Here is a 17,830-nt window from a genome sequence, read left to right on the forward strand (position 1 = left end):
AACACTGGTTTCACCCCTTCACACTCCCCAGCAGAAGACCTTGGATGTAGTAACGCTGCAGCGCCAGGAACAATAGCAGCACCGGAATCACCGTCACCACCGCACCTGCCATCATCAGCTCCACATCCATGATGTGCTCGCGCGACAGCGCCGCCAGCGCCACCGGCAAGGTGTACTGCTCCTGGTCGGTCAGCACGATCAGCGGCCACATGAAGTCGTTCCACGAACCCATGAAAGTGAAGATGGTCAAGGTGACCAACACCGGCTTGAGCATCGGCAGCACGATCTGGAAGAAGATGCGCATTTCGCTGGCGCCATCGATGCGTGCGGCTTCGATCAATTCATCGGGAATGCTGCGCGCGTACTGGCGCACCAGGAAGATGCCGAACACCGTGGCCAGCGCCGGCACCACCACCCCGCCGATGTTGTTGACCAGATGCAGCTGCTTCATCAACAGGAACAGCGGCAGCATCGCCACCTGCGCCGGGATCACCAGCGCGGCCATCAGGATTTTGAAGATGCGCTCGCGGCCGACGAACTGCAGCTTGGCGAACGCGTAGCCGGCCATGGTGTTGATCAGCAGCGAGCCCAGCGTGATCAGCCCGGAGACCAGCAGGCTGTTGGCGAAGTTGCGCGCCATGCCGGTGCGTGCAAACAGCTCGTGGTAATTGGCGGTGGTAAACGCCGAGGGCAGCATCGGCGGCGGAAACCGGCTGGCCTCGCCAGTGGGCATGAACGACACCGACAGCATCCACAGCAGCGGCGCCAGGCTGATCAGGGCCAGCACCAGCAGGCCGCCGTTGACCAGCACGGCATTCCAGCGCGACTCGCCGACATCACGGCTCATATCAGGTCCTTCTTGCGGCCAAAGCGCAACATCACGGTGGTCACCGCCAGAATGATCAGGAACAACAGGAACGCCACCGCCGATGCACGGCCGAGGTTCCACCATTTGAAGCCTTCTTCGAACATGAAATACAGCACGCTGACGGTGCTTTGCAGCGGGTCGCCGCGGGTCATCACGTAGGGTTCGGCAAACAGCTGGAAATAGCCGGAAATGGTGATCACCCCGACCACCATCAACACCGGGCCGAGCATCGGCAAGGTGATGTGCAGGAACTGCTTCCAGCGCGAGGCGCCGTCGATGCGCGCGGCCTCGTACAGGTCTTGCGGGATCGCCTGCAGCCCGGCCAGGAAGATCACCATGTTGTAGCCGAAGTTCTTCCACACCGCGAACAGCATGATGGTGGGCATTGCCCAGCGCGGGTCGCCCAGCCAGTCGATCGGAGCGATGCCCAGATGGCTGAGGCCGAAGTTCACCAGGCCATATTTGATGTGGAACAGGTAACGCCAGATCACCGCGACCGCCACCAGCGTGGTCACCACCGGGGCGAACAGGGCGGTGCGGAACAGCGCCTTGAAGCGCGAGGCCTTGGCGTTGAGCAGCAGGGCCGCGCCCAGCGACACACCGATCGACATCGGCACGCCCAGCAGCACGAAATACGTGGTGTTCCACAACGACTTCCAGAACAGCGGCGTCTGCAGCAGCTCGATGTAGTTGCCCAGACCGACGAAGCGCAGATGGCTGCTGTCGGCCAGTGCGTACAGGTCGAAGTCGGTGACACTGAGCACCAGCGCGGCAAACACCGGCACGCCGAAGAACATGCCGAGCACCATGATCGACGGCGCGGCGAACACCCAGCCGGCGACGGAATTGCGCTTGATCATCGTGCGGCTCCCCGGCCCGCGGCGGCGGCTGGCGTGACGGTTTCTGCAGCAGACGGCGTCACTGCGGGTGTGGCCGATCCACCGGCCGGGCCGACATGCCCGCCTTCCTGTTCAAAAATCCAGCGGCGCTTGGCCAGGATGTCGTCCACGCGTTGATCCAGCTCCTGCGCGGCGGCTTCGTGCGATTGACCGCCGCGCACCACGCGTTCGGTCACCAGGCGCATTTCCTGCACGATGCGCTCCCACTCCAGCACCTTGGGCGTGGCCTTGACCCGCTCGAGCTGGTCGCCGAAGGCATGCGCCAGTTCGTCGTTGGCCAACGACGGCAGCTTCCAGGTACTGCGGCGCGGCGGCAGGTCGCCGATGATGGCGTGGAAGCGCGCCTGTACCTGCGGCTGCGACAGGTATTCGATCAGCTTCCAGCTGGCGCCCTTGTGCTGGGACGACTTGAAGATCACCAGGCTGGAGCCGCCGGCAATGCCCGCGCCCAGGCCATTGGGACCCGGCAACGGCGCGGTGCCCCACGTGCCTTCCATGCCCGGCGGCTGGCGCAGCTTGAACTCGCGCACGTTCCAGGGGCCGGACAGATAGAACGCGTAGTAACCGTTGAAGAATTCGTACCAGACGTTGGACACCTGGGTCTCGGACACCTTCGGCGCCCAGCCCTTCTGGTACATGCCGTCGTAGAACGCCAGCGCCTTGCGGAAGCCGGCGCCGCGGAAGTTGCCGTAATTGTCGTGGTCGCGCAGCAGGCGGTCGTCCTGTTGTAACGCAAACGAGAGCTGCTGCTCGAATTCGTTGAGCGGCATCAGGATGGCAAAGCGGTCCGGGCCGACCTTGCGCTTGATCGCGGCCATCACCTGTTCCATCTCGGCCCAGGTCTTGGGCATTTCGCTGTAGCCGGCCTCGCGCAGCAGGTCCTTGCGGTAGAACAGCAGGCGCGTATCCACATACCACGGCACCCCGTACAAGGTGCCGTCGACCACATTGGTGTCCCACACACCGGGGAAATAGTCGGCTTGGTCAACAATCTTCGAGCGCGCCACGAACGGCTGCATCGGCTCCAGCGTATCCAGCAAGGCGAATTCCGGCAGCCAGGTGTTGCCGAGCTGGCACACATCCGGCAGGCCGTCCGCGGCGAAGGCGGTCAGCAGCTTTTCGTGTGCCGCGGTCATCGGGATGTTCTGCACATCGACCTGGATGTCCGGGTTCTGCTTCTCGAAGTCGGCCACCAGCTCGGCCACCACTTCGGCCTCCTTGCCCATCGCCCAGAAGCGCACGGTGGTCTTGGCCGGATCGGAGCGGTCACATCCCGCCGCACCTGCACACAGGGCGGCGGCCAACATCAACAGTTTCAAAAGGCGCACGGATTACTCGGGTTTGGGGCGTTGCGTGGAGTTTTGGCGTTGCGAGGGGTCTTGCTGGGCCTGGGCGGCGGCGGCGCGCGATTCGGCCATGCCCAGCGCGCGTGCGGCGGCTTTTTGCTCATCTTTTTGCGGCGCCTGCTGCGGCTCGCCTTCCGGCGTCAACCAGCCACCGGTGAAGCCGGCGCGTTCCAGGCCGGCGCGGATGTAGGCGTTCTTCTTCATCACGTTCCAGACGAATTCGTTCTGGTAGTTGGCGATCATCGCCAGGATCGGGCCCTGGTCGATGGCGATGTAGTCGCTGGCCACCCAGCCGCGGTCCGGCACCATGCGCCCGGTCTTGAGCGGGATGTCGTAGTTGAAGCTGGGGTTGAACGAATCCAGGAAGCCATAGCTGGAATACAGGAAGTCGCCGTAGCGTTTGTGCATTTCCTCGGTGGCCGGGATCACCACTTCCGGGGCGAACACGATCGAGGAGATGGCCGCGGTCGGTGCGATGGTGCCGTCGTCGAAGTTCTCGCGCAGGCCGGCGCCGCGCGAGGAGTAATGGCGGAACTGGCGCTGCTCGCCACGGTATTCCTGGCTGGTGTTCTGTGGGCCGTCGCCGGCGGTCAGGCCCCAGACGTTTTCTCCGTAGTCCTTCCACTTCATCGGGTTGTCGATGGCGTAGTCGCGCTGCGCCAGGGTGGCGCGGCGGCTGTTGAGGAAATAGTCGATGCCGCGTTCGCGCATGTACTGGTCCTGGATATCGCGGAAATCGATCCAGACATGGCTGTATTGGTGGCCGAACAAGGGGCCGAAGGACAGGTATTCCTGGCCCTGGTAGACGCCCCAGTCGTTGTTGTAGGTGCGGGTCCAGCTGGTCCACGCTTCCGGGTCGACGCCGTGGGTGGGCGAGCCCAGCGCAAGGATGTACAGCATCATCGCCTCGTTGTAGCCCATCCAGTCGTGGTCGATGAAGCCGCTTTCGGGGAACCAGCCCATCGAGATCAGCGGCGCACGCTGTTGCAGCCAGCGCCAGTCCACGCGCTTGTAGAGCGTGTCGGCAATCTGGCGGATCTCCTTTTCGCGCGGGTCGTCGCCGTCGTAATACGACTGGGTGAACAACACGCCCATCATCAGCAGCGCGGTGTCCACGCTCGATAGCTCGACCCAGCTGTCGTAACGGTTGCCCTGCTGCATGTCCAGAAAGTGGTAGTAGAAACCTTTGTAGCCTGCGCGACCGGTCTTCTGCGGCCCCATCGGCGCGTCGCGGAAGAATTTCAGCGTGGTCAGGGTGCGGTCGATCGCCTGATTGCGACTGACCCAACCGTTTTCGATGCCGATCGGATACGCGGTGAGCGCAAAGCCGACCGAGGCGATGCTGGCGAACGGGCGCGACGGAAACCGATCCGGCGCCAGTCCGTTGAGTTCGTTGGTGGTGTCCCAGAAAAACTGGAAGGTACGGCGCTCGATATCCGAAAACAGCGGCGGCAGCGGCGGCTTGACCGGCTTGGGCGGCAGTTGCGCTTCCACCAGAATGACTTTTACCGGCGCCTTCTTTTCGGCCACCTTGGGTTCCTCGGCCTGCTTGCAGGACGCCAGTACCAGCGCACCCAGCAAGAGTGAAATCATCAACCAATGCGACGTGTTGCCCCTGTCCATCCGCCCCCCACTTGTGTAATCGATTACATCTCGCACGCCAACCTACCCTATCCAAGCGCCGAGTTCGACCGCCCTGGCATCTGCCAGAGCGGTCGAGCACCTCACCAGTTCAGGCCGAAGGCCAGACGGAAGGTGCGCATCGGCGACGCCAGCACACCGGTCGGTGTGCCGTAAGCCGTGTTCAAGTCTCCGAGTGTCCCGGTCTCGCCGTTAAAGTTGGCGTAGTTCACCCAATTGAACACGTTGAGGATATCCGCACGCACGTTGAATTTGACACCGCCGCCGGTATCCCATTCTTTATTGGCGGCGATGCTGAATTCCTTGTAGCCCAGCGTGCCATCCGGCTTGAACTGGATGATGTCGCATTGGTCGTTGCCGGCAAGGCAATTCTGGCCATAGCGCGCGGTCTGGCTGGCCAGCGACAGCTTGCCGGACAGCTTGATCTCGTACGGCAGCTCGTAGATACCGGTCACCACCAGGCGGTTCTTGGCGATGCCGCCGGCCTCACGCCAGCCATAGTCTTCGATGCGTTCGCGGTCCAGCGCGTAATGCTCGCCGAACTGGCGGTTCTCCTTGGCATCGGAATAGGTGTAGGCCACGGTCAGGCCCCAGCCGGATGCTTCATCGAAGGGCTTTTCGATCTGCAGGGCGAGCTGGTTGTTGCGGGTTTCCACGCCATTGGTGCCCAGCACGATGGCGCTGTAGCCGTCCGGGCCGTCGGTCGGCACGCCCGAGGTGGTGCCCGGCTGGAAGAAGGTGCCGTCCGGCAGGCGGTTGCCGCGCACGAAGGCAAAGCCGTCGTGGCTCTCGATGCGGCTCAGGGTTACGTCGGTGAACCAGTCCTGGCCCCACAGCGGCACCATGTTGCGCATGCCGATGCTGAATTGGTCGGAGTACGGCGTCTTGATGTTGTTGTCGATCAGATAGATCTCGCGCCCACCGCCGCCAGCGCTGGTCGCCGCCAGTGCATCGAGCCCGTCCTGGGTGTTGTAGGCCGGATTCCACGCCGTGCACGGGTCGCCCAGGCACGCGCCGTTGTTGGCGCTGGTGAAGTAATAGCTATACGACTTGAAGGAGTTGTTGAGCTGTTCCAGGGCCAGGTAATCGAAGATGTTGCGATCGTAGGCACGGCCGGCGCCGCCATAGATCACATGCGCCTGGTCGCCGAACAGGTCATACGAGGCGCCCAGACGCGGCTGCCAGGCATTCTTGAACGCCTTGCGGTTGTTGCCGGTGCTGATGAAGTTGTTGATGTTGTAGTTGGCGTTTTGCAGGTTGGGCCAGTTCTGCAGTGCACCGGCCACGTCCGACGGGGTCACGAAGTCCAGGAATGCCGGGGTTTCTTCGTAGTCGTAGCGCACGCCCAGGTTCAGGGTCCAGTGCTCGTTGACCTCCCAGTCGTCCTGCAGGTAGATGCCGTACTGCTTGTTCTTGGACACCACCGAGCCGCCACCTTCCACCAGCGGCGCGCCGAAGCGCACGCGGTACGGCGTTTCCACGTCGGTGAGGATGTTGTAGTAGTACTGCGGGTTGGCCGGGTTGAACTGGGTCGAATCCAGATCGATGCTCTTGAACTTCACGCCCATCTTGACGGTGTGCGCGCCATGCCATTCCAGGCTGTTCAAGGTCAGGTCGTCCTGGAAGGTCCAGCCCTTCTGCCCCTTGCGCTGGAAGCTGCTGCCCGCGCCCGCCGCCAGCACGTCGGTCTCGTTGCCGCGCACCGGTGCGTAGCTGAGGATGTAGCCGTTGCCGTTGTTGATCGGCGCCTGGTTCCAGAACGCGCTCTCGTAGCTCAGGTTGGCTTCGTTGAGGAAGTTGGCGCCGCTGTACTGCCAGCGCAGGTTGGCGCGCTTTTCTTCCTGCCCGTTGATGCTGCCGTGCTCGTAGGTCGAGGTGCTGCCGACGTCGTTGAGTTCGTCTTCCTTGCGGTACTTGCCGGTCAGCTCGAACAGGTGATTGTCGCCGATGGTCCAGTCGATCTTGCCGAAGTACAGGTCTTCCTTGAACGGCGTGCTGGAGGTGACCACCAGCGGCTGCAGCTGCGCAGGCAGCTGGTCGACGCGGTCGGAATAGATCGAGCCGGGGATCACCACGTTCGGGGTGGTGTATTCCTTGGCTTCATAGGCGATGAAGAAATGCGCCTTGTCCTTGAGGATCGGGCCGCTGAAGGTGGCGCCGTACTGGGTTTCCTCGAAGTCGTCGCGCACGCCGGCCTTCTGCTCCAGCGGGCTCTCTTCGCGCCAGCCGTCGTTGCTGGTGTCCCAGAAGAAGCTACCGTGGAAATCGTTGGTACCGGACTTGGACGAGGCCACGATGGCCGCGCCGCTGACCTGGTCGAACTCGGCCTTGTAGTTGGAGGTGATGACCTTGTATTCGCCGATCGCCGACTGCGGGAACGGGTTGCCGCGGCTGGAATCCTGGCCGCTGACGCCACCGGTCAGCACGTAGTTCTTCTGGCTCACGCCGTCGATATAGACATTGGTGCCTTCTGCCGAAGTGGCGCCCGAGCGTACCTTGGTGGTGCCGTTGGCGTCGCGGGTGAACTGCACGTTCGGCACGGTGTCGGCCAGTTCCAGGAAGTTGCGCGTGGCACGCGGCAGGTTCTGGATCTGCACGTTGGAGATGTAGGTGGCGTTTTCGGAGGTGCGCGTTTCCACCAGCACCGGCGGCGCCTTCACCTGCACTGCGTCCAGCGTGGTGGCGTTACCACCGTCGGCCGTGGCCGGGGTGCCACCGACACCCAGGTTCAGGGTCGCCGTCTGGCCGACCTGCACGGTGACGTTCTGCGAACTGGTCTGGCCGTCGGCGGTGACATCGATACGGTACGAACCCGGCGGCAGGCCGCCAACCGAATAGCCGCCGTTGCTGACCTGCACGGTGCGGGTCAGGCCGGTGGCCAGATTGGTGGCAGTGACCTGCGCCTGCGCGGCAGGTGCCGCATCAACGGTGACCTGGCCGCGGATGGTCGCAGCGGTGCTCTGCGCGAAGGCCGGTGCGGCGCCGAGCAGCAGGCAACTGGCCAGCGCGCGGCTGAGCAGTTTGCGTGCCGGACGGGCGGAATGGGGGTGGTGGTGGCGCATGGTCGTCCCTCCAGGGATCGGTACAGATTGTTGTTGTGGCAGTGCAGTGGTGCAGGAACAGCCGCTGGGAGGCAGCGGAAGCGGACAGAACGCCCGCGAAAGGGTCGGCGGCCCGACAACGCAGGGCCGGCAAGGTCAGGGACCAGGCTCGCCGGCGCCGCAGGAGGCGCGGATCACCAGTTCGGGGGTGAGCAGCTGGCGGATGCCGTCATCGCGGCCCGGTGTCTCGACCAGGCGCATCAGCCGGGTCATCGCCTGCTCGCCCAGCCGGGCAATGCTGACCCGCATCGTGGTCAGCGCCGGGTGGACGAAACGGGCCAACGGAATATCGTCGAAACCAGCCAGCGCCACGTCGCCGGGCACCGACACCTCGGCCTGGGCGAAGGCGTACAGGCAACCCAGCGCGGTCATGTCGTTGGCGGCGAACACCGCATCCGGCAGCGTGCCCTTCGCCAGCATCGCCAGCCCGGCGCGATGGCCGGAGGCTTCGTCGAAGTCGCCCGGGTACTCCACGCCCTGCGCCTGCGCGCCGTGCGCCGCGAGCGCATCGCGGAAGCCGCGCAGTCGTTCGCGCGCATCGAAGTTCAGCGCCGGGCCACCGACGAAGGCGATGCGGCGGTGCCCCGCACGCAGCAGATGCTCGGTCATGGCCATGGCACCGGCATGGTCGTCGATACTCAATACCGGGTAGTCGGCACCCGGCAGGTGCGCATTGATCAACACCGTCGGCAGCGACTGCGGCAGGTTGTCGGTAAGGAAGCCCGGCTGCTCGGCATAGGGCGACAGCACCAGCAAGCCATCCACGCGCCCACGCATCGAGCGCAGCGCCCTGCCCTGGGCTTCCGGGTCGCCGTGGTAGCTGGACACCAGCAAGTGCTGGCCGGCCGCACGCGCCGCACCGTCGATGCCGCGGATCAATTCGGAAAAGAACTCGCCATACAGATCCGGCAGCACCACGCCCAGGGTCTGCGAGCGTCGGCTGCTCAGGCTGCGCGCGGCTGCGTGCGGGCTGTAACGCAGCCGCTCGGCCACTTTCAGCACCTGCTGGCGCACCGGCGCGGCGACGTTGTCGTGCCCGTTGAGCGCACGCGACACCGTTGCAACGGAGACCTGCGCTTCCCGAGCGACATCTTTGATGGTGACCGCACCCTTGGCCATTCCTGTCGCCCTCCGCGACCGAGTTCCCCAAACTGGCGCGGACTGTAAGCGTTTTCATAAGCGGGCGTAAACCCCTGCCTTCACATCATTGAAAACGCTTACAGATCAAATAGCTGCAGGTGATGAAGGCGTGAAGCAATGTGCTGCGGCGCAATAAATGCGCGCCCATGGATCCACACGCGAAGGAGAACGGCGATCACGCTTGGGTTGGGCCAATACCTTGATTAGGAGCGAAGGATGGCTTACCGGTGAGGCAGTCGAGCTCAGGGGCGCCCTGATCTGTAGTGCTCATGACCTGGACGAGCGCGGGGCGCGACGGGCTTTACCGGTAAGGCCCGTCGCGCCCCAGGGCACTCCCACGACGGTGTTTGGTCTTCTCGATTCGGCTTAAACCGCCTCGCCAGGCGCAATTGCCTCGATCGACAAGGCATGGATATCGGTCTGCATCATCTCGCCCACTGCCGCATAGACCGCACGGTGCCGGGCCAATGGCGGCTTGCCGGTAAAGGCGGCGCTGACCACGCGCACATTGAAATGCCCACGCCCGTCGCGCGCGCCGGCATGGCCGGCATGCCGGGCGCTGTCGTCCACGACCTCCAGCTCGGTGGGGGCCAATGCCGCCTGCAATGCCGCGCGGATCTGCTCGACCCGGCTCATGGCAGTACCCGGCGGAACGGACGGACCTCGGTGCGCGTATACACGCCCGCTTCCACATACGGGTCGGCATCGGCCCAGGCGCGTGCATCCTCCAGCACGTCGAATTCGGCGATCACCACGCTGCCACTGAAACCGGCCGGGCCCGGATCTTCGGCATCGATGGCCGGGCACGGGCCCGCCACCAGCAGCCGGCCCGCGGCCGCAAGCGCCTGCAAACGCGCCAGATGCGCCGGCCGCGCCTGCTGCCGCGCGGCCAATGCGTCGGCCCGGTCATACCCTTCGATTACGTACCACACACGCCACCTCATCCAAGACTTGAAGATCACTCTCGCGATTCTAGCCGCGTCGGCGCTGGACACCGCCCCCGCGCACGCATTACCCTTGGCACCACTGCACACGCAACCGGACGCAGCGGCCTGTCGGCCCAGGCTGAACGCCCTTCTCGACGACCGATTCGCTGCCCACCGCCGGCCCGCGTAGACGACCTCCTCGCTGTTCCGTCGCCGCATGCCACGCGGCGCCTGCTTGCATGTCGATTGGCGTATGTAAATTTGTTGGATCGTGCCGGCACGGGCACGACATTGATCGCAATAACTCAAGGCAAAGTCCTGCAGGCGCGGCTTAAGACCGCGGCCGGCGACCGTAAGACCCGATGTCGACCAGATGAATTCCGAACTCGCGCACGTCGCGACTCCGCCAGCCACGAGCGCGCCGCCACAGCAGCAGGAAATGCCGCTGGCGGTCGTGCATGGGCAACCGGTGCTGCAGATCCCGCAGGATCTGTATATCCCGCCGGACGCGCTGGAAGTCATCCTGGATGCCTTCGAAGGCCCGCTGGACCTATTGCTGTACCTGATCCGCCGTCAGAACCTGGACATCCTGGATATTCCCGTCGCCGAGATCACCCGGCAATACGTGGACTACATCAATGTGATGCAGGAGCTGCGTTTCGAACTGGCCGCCGAATATCTGGTGATGGCCGCGATCCTGGCCGAGATCAAATCGCGCATGTTGTTGCCGCGCCCTCCCAGCCAGGAAGGCGAAGAGGACGACCCGCGTGCCGAGCTGGTCCGCCGGTTGCAGGAATACGAACGCTTCAAGCAGGCGGCCGAGGATCTGGACACCCTGCCCCGCATGGGCCGCGACAGCGCGCCGGTGCAGGTGCATTTGCCGGAGCGCGCCGCGGTCAAGCTGCCGCCGCCGGTGGAACTGAAAGAAATGCTGATGGCGCTGTACGACGTGCTCAAGCGCGCCGAGCTGTTCACCGGCCATGCCATCAAGCGCGAGGCGCTGAGCGTGCGCCAGCGCATGGGCGATGTGCTGAGCCGCCTGGACGATGGCAAGTTCTACCGTTTCGAGTCGCTGTTCACTGCCGAAGAAGGCAAGCTCGGCGTGCTGGTCACCTTCCTGGCGCTGCTCGAGTTGGCCAAGGAGCAGTTGCTGGACATCGTGCAGGAAGCGCCGCTGGCGCCGATCTACGTGAAGTCGCTGGCGTTGGGCAATACCAATGCGCCGTTGCAATTCTCCAGCGAATTCGACGACAGCGATGCCGCCAACGAACCCCTCTGAAGCCGATCACCGAATGGATCAAGCGCTGATCACCCGCATTATCGAAGCCGCCCTGTTGGCGAGCAGCCAGCCGTTGACGCTGGCGCAGCTGCAGGGCTTGTTTCCGGAAGAAGAACCCGCGCCGCCCGGCAGCGTGGAGCGCGCGCTGGAACTGCTGCGCGAGGGCTGCGCCGAGCGCGGTGTGGAACTGGTCGAGGTGGCCTCGGGCTTCCGCTTCCAGGTCAAGGCCGATGTGCATGGCTGGGTCGCCCGGCTGTGGACCGAGCGCCGCACCAAGTACACCCGCGCCACGCTGGAAACGTTGGCCTTGATTGCCTACCGCCAGCCGATCACCCGCGGCGAGATCGAGCAGGTGCGCGGCGTGGCGGTCAGCAGCAACATCATCCAGGCCCTGGAAGAACGCGAGTGGATCCGCGTGGTGGGCCACCGCGATGTGCCCGGCAAGCCGGCGCTGTTCGGCACCACCAAGGGCTTTCTGGATTACTTCGGGCTCAAGCGATTGGACGAGCTGCCGCCATTGTCTGAATTGAAAGACATTGCCGAGCTGGAACCGCAGCTGCCGCTGGACCGCGACGGCCAGCTGGATGGCGTGGTGCCGGCGTCGGCAGCGGTGGATGCGGCGCAGGATCAGGCAGATGCCGATGCGGCTGGCGCTGCTGGCGCCGATGCGGATGCAACTGCCGACGGTGCTGATGTTGGTGATGCGGAAGCGGATGCGGATGCGGATGCAGAAGCCGCCGCTGACGCCAAGGCCGAAGACAGCGACACCAGCGATTTGCAGGATGGTTCGGAAGCACCCAAGGCTCACGCCATGGCGAACCCGGACAGCAACACCGAAGCGGCAAACGATCACCAGGCCAACACCGGGCGCGATGCCGCCATCGACACCGATGCCGACCAGCACGCGCCCGAACCCGCCAGCGATGCCGGGTTGGACCAGCAACACCACGCTCTCGACGCTGCGATCGACACGGAAGCGACCGATGCCGTGAGTGCGCAGATACCGCAGCACCCCGAGCATGGCTCGGCGCACGACCAGCACAACCAACACCCAGATAACGCCCGTGAGGGCGACCCCGACACCGCGCCGGGCACGCGCGCGGATGCAGTGAACGAAGACGAAGACAACGCCGTCGCGACGACGACCGTGGCTGTTGACGAAGCCGATTCCGACCCAGAGGCCGACCCGCAACGCGTCGGCCGGAGCCAGACACATGAGTGACACCCCACGCAAGCTGTCGTTGAACAAGCTCTCCCTCAAGCGCGACAGCGCGCCCGAAGCGCCCAAGCTGGAAGAGCGCCTGCACAAGGTGCTGGCCCAGGCCGGCCTGGGCTCGCGCCGCGCGCTGGAACAGCGCATTGCCGATGGCCTGATCAAGGTCAATGGCACCGTCGCGCAGACCGGCATGTCGGTGCGCAGCGGCGACAAGATCGAACTGGACGGCCGCAGCTTCGTGGCCAGCGCGCTGACCGAGCCCTCGCGCGTGTTGATCTACAACAAGCCCGAAGGCGAAGTGACCACGCGCGAAGATCCCGAAGGCCGCCCGACCGTGTTCGAGTCGCTGCCGGCATTGAAGGGTTCGCGCTGGATCGCCATCGGCCGCCTGGACATCAACACCACCGGCCTGTTGCTGCTGACCACCGACGGTGAGTTGGCCAACGCGATGATGCACCCCTCCTACGAGGTCGAGCGCGAATACGTGGTGCGCGTACGCGCCCCGGAAGGCGAAGAAAAGGTCTCCGACGCCATCATCGAGCGGCTGTCGCGCGGTGTGCTGCTGGAAGACGGCGGCGCCAAGTTCGACGAGATCGAACGTATCGGCGGTACCGATTCGCACGACTGGTTCCGCGTGGTGGTCAAGGAAGGCCGCAACCGCGAAGTGCGCCGCCTGTGGGAATCGCAGGGCTGCCAGGTCAGCCGCCTCAAGCGCAGCCGCTACGGCAAGATCTCGCTGCCGCGCGAACTGCTGCGCGGGCAATCGGTGGAAGTGGCGCAGGAGAAGGTGGAAACCCTGCGCGCCGAACTCAAGCTGGAAGAAGGCGCGCCGTCGGCACTGACGCTGCAGCCGGTGATCGGCCAGCGCCGCGCCGCCAAGTCCACCGTGCATGTCTCGCGCGATGGCCGCAGCAATGCCTACGTCAATGGCCAGACCTCCGGTGCCGACGAAGGCCGTGAGCTGCGTCGCTTCGACAACCTGCGCGAAGATCGCGGCCGCGGCGGTCGCGGCAAGCCGGGCGGTTTCAAGGGTGGCCTGACGGTCAGCGGCGAAGCCGCCGCCCGCCAGTCGCAGCAGCGCCCGTTCAAGCAGCGTGGCCCGGCCAAGGGCGACCGCGGCGCGTTGCCGGACGGCAATCCGGCCGCGTTCCGCAGCTGGTATGTGCCCGATGGCGTGAGCACCGGCCCGAGCGGCCACCGCAATGCCGGCCCGAGCGGCCCGGGCACCGGTCAGGCACGCCCGTATGCGAAGAAGGGCCCGGGCGGTGCGCGTCCGGGTGCTGGCGGTCCGGGTGGCACACGGCCGGGCGGTCCAGGACGTGGCGGCCCCGGTGGTGGCGGGCAAGGTCAGTCGCAGGGTCAAGGCCAGGGGCAGCGCAAGCACCCGTACGGCCACCCGGGCAATGCACCGAGCTTCCCCTCCGATCACGCCAACCCGGGGTTCAGCCCGTACGGTGCGGCACGTCCTGCCGGCCGTCCGAGCGGCGCGCGTCCGGGTCCGGGCGGTAACCGTGGGCCGGCCTCGGCCAATCGTGGCCCTGGTGGTCCCGGCGGCGGCGCACGCGGTCCCGGCGGCCCGGGTGGCGCACCGCGCGGCCCGGGCGGCCGTCCACCAGGCGGCGGCAATCGTCGCCCCCCGGGTGGCGGCAATCGCGGTCGCTGAGTTGCGCCACGCGCATTAAAAAAACGGCCCTGCGAAGGGCCGTCTTTTGTGGTGCTCGGTGCAGCTATTCGGGACTGCAGCAGCATCGGTAGCGGCGTCTTGCGCCAGGCCTGTCTTCGCGAGCCTCACACCCTGCAGCCGATCGCCGGCAGCAGCGCTCGATAGTGAGCGCTGCTGCCGGATCACGTGCTTACTTGCGGCGTTCGATCACGAAGTTGCCGACCGCCACACCCAGGTCCACACCTTCACCGGTGCCAGCCAACGCCAGCGAGATGTCGCCCTTGGTGACCACCTGAGCGGTGCTGGACTTCACCACGCCGGCATGCGCTTCGGCGGCCGCGTAGGTGCCGAACAGGTCGTTGAGACTGTAAGCACCGGAGAAACTGCCGCGGCCGCCGACGATCTTGGACTTGCCGACCGTCAGGCCGCCGCCCTTGCTGGAAATCTTGACCGGAATGACCGCACCGTTGTCGCACTTGATGGTGCCGGTGCCGCTGGCGGTCTTGTAGAACACCGACCAACCGGACAAGTTGAACGACAGCTGGCAATCGATGTTGCCGGCGGCCTGCGCCTGCGGAGCCAGCGTGGCGGCGCCGAGCAGCGCGAAGAGCGAAAGTGACTTGATCATGTGAGCAGTGCCAGTGGTGGACGTGGCGCGAGACTAGCAGCGCCGATGTGGCAGCCGTGACAAGGCGCCAGTACAGCGCGTGCATTTGTTCAGCGAAGTATTACCTCCCTCCACGTGGCGGCAGTGCTGCCGCCTGCAGCCGCGACGTGGGATGATCGCGGCATGCCACGTACCGTTTACAAACTGCTCTTCAGCGCCTTGCTGCTGCCCTCCCTCGCCCACTGCGGCGAGACGATTCCGACCCAGGGCTACACCGTGGTCAGGACCTATCCACACGACACCGCCGCCTTTACCGAAGGCCTGTTTTATCTCGACGGGCATCTGTACGAGAGCACCGGAGAGTTGGGCCAATCCAGCGTGCGCAAGGTGGAGTTGGAGACCGGCAAGGTCCTGCAGCAGGCCAACACGCCGCCGCCTTTTTATGGCGAAGGCATCGTGGCCTGGAAGGACCGCCTGATCCAGCTGACCTGGCGTAACCAGCGCGGCTTTGTCTACGATCTGTCCACGCTGGCGCCGCGCACGCAGTTCAGCTATTCCGGCGAGGGCTGGGCGCTGACCAGCGACGACCACCAGCTCTACATGAGCGACGGCTCCGCCAGCATCCGCCGGCTTGATCCGCACAGCCTGAAGCAGATCGGCAGCATCAAGGTCACCGCACGCGGCAAGCCGCTGGACAACCTCAACGAGCTGGAATGGGTCAAGGGCGAGCTGCTGGCCAATGTCTGGCTGACCACGCGTATCGCACGGATCGACCCGGCCAGCGGCAAGGTGGTCGCCTGGATCGACCTCAAGGCGCTGGTGCCGGACGCCGACACCTTGACCGATCCGACCAACGATGTGCTCAACGGCATCGCCTACGACGCCGCGCACGATCGGCTGTTCGTCACCGGGAAGCGCTGGCCGAAGATCTACGAGATCACGCTGGATCAGTAGCCGGGATTGGGGATTGGAGATTTGGGATTGGCAAAAGCGGGCGCGCTGGCACCTGCGCGGCAGTGGCTTGCGCCAGTACCGAATCACTCATCCCTAATTTCGAACTGATCGGCATCCAGCATCGCAGGGAAACGGGCGCGGTGCTCGGCCAGTGCGGCTGCACTGATGGTGGTGGTGATTACCTGTTCGCGTTCGCGGACTTCCACCTGCGGTTGGCCGAGGAAATCGATCACCGCGCTGTCGCCGGCGTAATGCAGCTGGTTGCCGTCGACACCGACACGGTTGACCGCCGCCACGAAGCACAGGTTTTCGATCGCACGGGCGCGCAGCAGCGTCTTCCACGCGTAGGCGCGCGCGGACGGCCAGTTGGCCACGAACAGTTGCAGATCGAAATCCAGCTGCCCCGGGCGTTCCACATCGAAACGGTTGCGACAGAACACCGGAAAACGCAGGTCGTAGCAAACCTGCGGATTGATCCGCCAGCCCTTCCATTCCACCGTCAACCGCTCGCGCCCGGCCGCATAACGCAGGTGCTCGTTGCCGAAGCGGAACAGGTGGCGCTTGTCGTAATACTGCAGCGCGCCATCGGGCGTGGCCCACAGCAGCCGATTGAACACCCCAGCATCGGTGCGCAATTGCACGCTACCGGTGACCGCAGCATTCAACCGTGCCGCCTGTGCGCGCACCCAGGCCACGGTCGGCCCGTCCATGCCTTCGGCCTTGTCGATGGCGTCGTTGGAAAACCCGCTGGTGAAGGTCTCCGGCAGAATCACCACATCGGTCTGCCCCGCCAACGGCTCCAGCAACGCGCCGTAATAGTCGCGATTGCCGGCCGGGTCATGCCAGCGGGTGCTGCCTTGGATCAGGGAGATGCGCAGATCGTTCATAGGAGGCGGGGATTTGGGAGTCGGGATTGGGGATTCGAAACAGCGGGCGTCGGGCGGCTTGGTGCTATCGGTTTCGTATGGATTCGGAGCGACAAGCGGCGCACAGCCGTTGCCAATCCCCAATCCCCAATCCCGACTCCCAGCTCGTCAGAGCTTCTGCAAACGCTCGATTGCGGCGTCCAACGTTGCATCGTTCTTGGCGAAGCACAGCCGCGCCAAACGCTGACCCGCCGGTGCGTTTTCGTAGAACGGCGACAGCGGAATCGCGGCCACGCCCTTCTCCACCGTCAACCACGTCACGAATTCGGTATCGGGCAGATCGCTGATGGCCGAATAGTCCACCAGCTGGAAGTAGCCACCGGGCACCGGCAGCGGCCTCAGCCGCGTGGTCAGCAGTTGCTCGCGGAAACGGTCGCGCTTGGCCTGATAGAAGGCGCCCAGTTGCTCGTCGTGTTCGGGTTCGTCGCGGATCATCGCGGCAAACGCGTGCTGGGCCGGGCCGAAACTGGTGAAGGTGTTGTATTGGTGCACCTTGCGGAATTCGGCCGTGAGCGCCGGCGGTGCGATGGCGTAGCCGATCTTCCAGCCAGTGCAGTGATAGGTCTTGCCGAAACTGGAAATCACGAACGCGCGCTCGCGCAACTCCGGCCAGCGCAGCACCGATTCGTGGCGGTGGCCGTCGAATACGATGTGCTCGTACACCTCGTCCGACAGCAGAAAGATCTCGCTGCCGCGCAGCAGCTCGGTCAGCGTTTGCATGTCGTCGGCCGAGAGCATCGCGCCGGAGGGGTTGTGCGGCGAGTTGATCATCAACAGGCGCGTCTTCGGCGTGATCGCGGCGCGTAGCGCATCCCAGTCGACCGCGAAGGTCTGCGGGTGCAGCGCGACGTGCACCGCACGCGCGCCGGCCAGATCGATCGCCGGTTCGTAGCAGTCGTAGGCCGGGTCCAGCACGATGACCTCTTCGCCGGCCCGCACCACCGCGTGGATGGCGTTGAAGATCGCCTCGGTGGCACCGCTGGTGACGGTGATCTCGGTGTCGGCATCGACCTGCGCGCCGTAGCAACGCTGCGCCTTGCCGGCGATGGCTTGGCGCAGCGCCGCCACGCCGGTCATCGGCGGGTACTGGTTGTGGCCGGCGCGCATGGCGCGTTCGAGTTCTTCGACCAGACGCTGCGGCACCGCAAAATCGGGAAAGCCCTGGCCCAGATTGACCGCCCCGTGCTCAGCCGCCAGCTGCGACATGACGGTGAAGATGGTGGTGCCCACCTTGGGCAGCTTGGTCGTGGGGAGCATGGCGCCT

At 65.0% G+C, this 17,830-nt stretch carries 15 protein-coding genes; 4 read left to right on the forward strand and 11 right to left on the reverse strand.

Annotation, left to right across the window (positions count from 1 at the left end; translation table 11 throughout):
• Positions 1-10: 10 nt before the first annotated feature.
• The 8 genes from M3O59_RS11255 to M3O59_RS11290 form a co-directional block, all read right to left on the reverse strand.
• Complete coding sequence (locus M3O59_RS11255; protein ID WP_047694944.1) at positions 11-847, reverse strand: carbohydrate ABC transporter permease; 837 nt, start codon at positions 845-847, stop codon at positions 11-13.
• Positions 844-1,728, reverse strand: a complete 885-nt coding sequence (locus M3O59_RS11260) for a carbohydrate ABC transporter permease (protein ID WP_116904904.1) — start codon at positions 1,726-1,728, stop codon at positions 844-846. Before M3O59_RS11260 ends, M3O59_RS11255 begins: the two co-directional genes overlap by 4 nt.
• On the reverse strand, positions 1,725-3,095 hold the full coding sequence (locus tag M3O59_RS11265; RefSeq protein ID WP_116904905.1) for a sugar ABC transporter substrate-binding protein: 1,371 nt from the start codon (positions 3,093-3,095) through the stop codon (positions 1,725-1,727). The genes M3O59_RS11260 and M3O59_RS11265 overlap by 4 nt, the downstream gene beginning before the upstream one ends.
• A 3-nt stretch (positions 3,096-3,098) precedes the next feature.
• Entirely contained in the window at positions 3,099-4,736 is a 1,638-nt protein-coding gene (locus M3O59_RS11270; RefSeq protein WP_064633506.1) for a glucoamylase family protein, read from the reverse strand.
• A gap of 101 nt (positions 4,737-4,837) precedes the next feature.
• Positions 4,838-7,816: a TonB-dependent receptor gene (locus M3O59_RS11275; protein WP_116904906.1), complete on the reverse strand. Its 2,979-nt coding sequence runs from the start codon at positions 7,814-7,816 to the stop codon at positions 4,838-4,840.
• 135 nt (positions 7,817-7,951) lie between these two features.
• A complete protein-coding gene (locus M3O59_RS11280) occupies positions 7,952-8,974 on the reverse strand; it encodes a LacI family DNA-binding transcriptional regulator (protein ID WP_116904907.1) in 1,023 nt (340 codons plus the stop codon).
• 387 nt (positions 8,975-9,361) lie between these two features.
• The gene (locus M3O59_RS11285) at positions 9,362-9,631 is read right to left on the reverse strand and encodes a BolA family protein (RefSeq protein ID WP_116904908.1); all 270 of its coding nucleotides are present in this window, start codon (positions 9,629-9,631) and stop codon (positions 9,362-9,364) included.
• On the reverse strand, positions 9,628-9,927 hold the full coding sequence (locus M3O59_RS11290; RefSeq protein ID WP_064633493.1) for a YciI family protein: 300 nt from the start codon (positions 9,925-9,927) through the stop codon (positions 9,628-9,630). The genes M3O59_RS11285 and M3O59_RS11290 overlap by 4 nt, the downstream gene beginning before the upstream one ends.
• Before the next feature lie 367 nt (positions 9,928-10,294).
• On the opposite strand from M3O59_RS11290, the gene M3O59_RS11295 reads away from it, so the two are divergent.
• From M3O59_RS11295 to M3O59_RS11305, 3 genes are read left to right on the forward strand one after another with little or no spacing between them, the layout of a single operon-like run.
• A complete protein-coding gene (locus M3O59_RS11295; protein ID WP_064633490.1) occupies positions 10,295-11,200 on the forward strand; it encodes a segregation and condensation protein A in 906 nt (301 codons plus the stop codon).
• Positions 11,201-11,213: 13 nt separating this feature from the next.
• Positions 11,214-12,422, forward strand: a complete 1,209-nt coding sequence (gene scpB, locus M3O59_RS11300; protein ID WP_181920427.1) for an SMC-Scp complex subunit ScpB — start codon at positions 11,214-11,216, stop codon at positions 12,420-12,422.
• On the forward strand, positions 12,415-14,079 hold the full coding sequence (locus M3O59_RS11305) for a pseudouridine synthase (protein ID WP_116904910.1): 1,665 nt from the start codon (positions 12,415-12,417) through the stop codon (positions 14,077-14,079). Before scpB ends, M3O59_RS11305 begins: the two co-directional genes overlap by 8 nt.
• Before the next feature lie 190 nt (positions 14,080-14,269).
• Here M3O59_RS11305 and M3O59_RS11310 read toward each other — a convergent pair whose 3' ends face one another.
• Entirely contained in the window at positions 14,270-14,707 is a 438-nt protein-coding gene (locus M3O59_RS11310) for a hypothetical protein (RefSeq protein WP_064633481.1), read from the reverse strand.
• A 162-nt stretch (positions 14,708-14,869) separates the two neighbouring features.
• Here M3O59_RS11310 and M3O59_RS11315 point away from each other — a divergent pair, with 162 nt between their 5' ends.
• Complete coding sequence (locus tag M3O59_RS11315) at positions 14,870-15,640, forward strand: glutaminyl-peptide cyclotransferase (RefSeq protein WP_249046868.1); 771 nt, start codon at positions 14,870-14,872, stop codon at positions 15,638-15,640.
• Between the two features lie 83 nt (positions 15,641-15,723).
• Here the strand turns inward: M3O59_RS11315 and M3O59_RS11320 are convergent, their stop codons facing one another.
• Both M3O59_RS11320 and M3O59_RS11325 read right to left on the reverse strand, forming a co-directional pair.
• Positions 15,724-16,527: an amidohydrolase gene (locus M3O59_RS11320; protein ID WP_064633474.1), complete on the reverse strand. Its 804-nt coding sequence runs from the start codon at positions 16,525-16,527 to the stop codon at positions 15,724-15,726.
• Between the two features lie 147 nt (positions 16,528-16,674).
• Positions 16,675-17,823 carry a pyridoxal phosphate-dependent aminotransferase gene (locus M3O59_RS11325; protein WP_116904912.1) on the reverse strand — a complete coding sequence of 383 codons (1,149 nt, stop codon included), beginning with the start codon at positions 17,821-17,823 and terminating at the stop codon, positions 16,675-16,677.
• Positions 17,824-17,830 lie beyond the last annotated feature (7 nt).

Source organism: Xanthomonas nasturtii (assembly GCF_023337365.3).
GTDB lineage: Bacteria > Pseudomonadota > Gammaproteobacteria > Xanthomonadales > Xanthomonadaceae > Xanthomonas > Xanthomonas nasturtii.